The sequence below is a fragment of the Methylobacterium sp. J-043 genome, from assembly GCF_022829505.1.
Classification (GTDB): Bacteria; Pseudomonadota; Alphaproteobacteria; order Rhizobiales; family Beijerinckiaceae; genus Methylobacterium; species Methylobacterium extorquens_A.
Window position 1 is genome coordinate 1 of record NZ_JAKSYB010000006.1, and the last position, 540, is coordinate 540.

At 69.6% G+C, this 540-nt stretch carries 1 protein-coding gene; it reads left to right on the forward strand.

Features of this window, described 5'->3' with window-relative positions; all coding sequences use genetic code 11:
• A partial coding sequence (locus MKK50_RS00090; protein ID WP_499019528.1) for a 1-deoxy-D-xylulose-5-phosphate synthase N-terminal domain-containing protein occupies positions 1-540 on the forward strand: 540 nt, incomplete at both ends.

The following is a 540-nucleotide window of genomic DNA, read 5'->3' on the forward strand; positions in this document are numbered from 1 at the left end:
TCGATCTCCGCCGCGCTCGGCATGGCCGTGGCGCGCGACCTCGACGAGGCGGACGCCAAGGCTGCGGGCGGCCCGGCTCTGAGGCGCCGCAACATGATCGCGGTGATCGGCGACGGCTCGATGTCGGCGGGCATGGCCTACGAGGCCATGAACAATGCCGGCGCGCTGCACTCGCGCCTCATCGTCATCCTCAACGACAACGACATGTCGATCGCGCCCCCTGTCGGCGCGATGTCGGCCTATCTCGCCCGCCTCGCCTCCGGCGGCACCTACCGCTCCTTGCGCGAGACCGCCAAGCAGCTCGGCAAGCTGCTGCCGAAGGCGCTCTACCAGCGCGCGGCGGCGGCGGAGGAATATGCCCGCTCGCTGATCGTCGGCGGCGGCACGATGTTCGAGGAAATGGGCTTCCACTATGTCGGCCCCGTGGACGGGCACAACCTCGACCACCTGCTCCCCGTCCTGAAGAACGTGCGCGACTCGGATCAGGGCCCGATCCTGCTCCACGTCGTCACCCAGAAGGGCAAGGGCTACGCGCCCGCG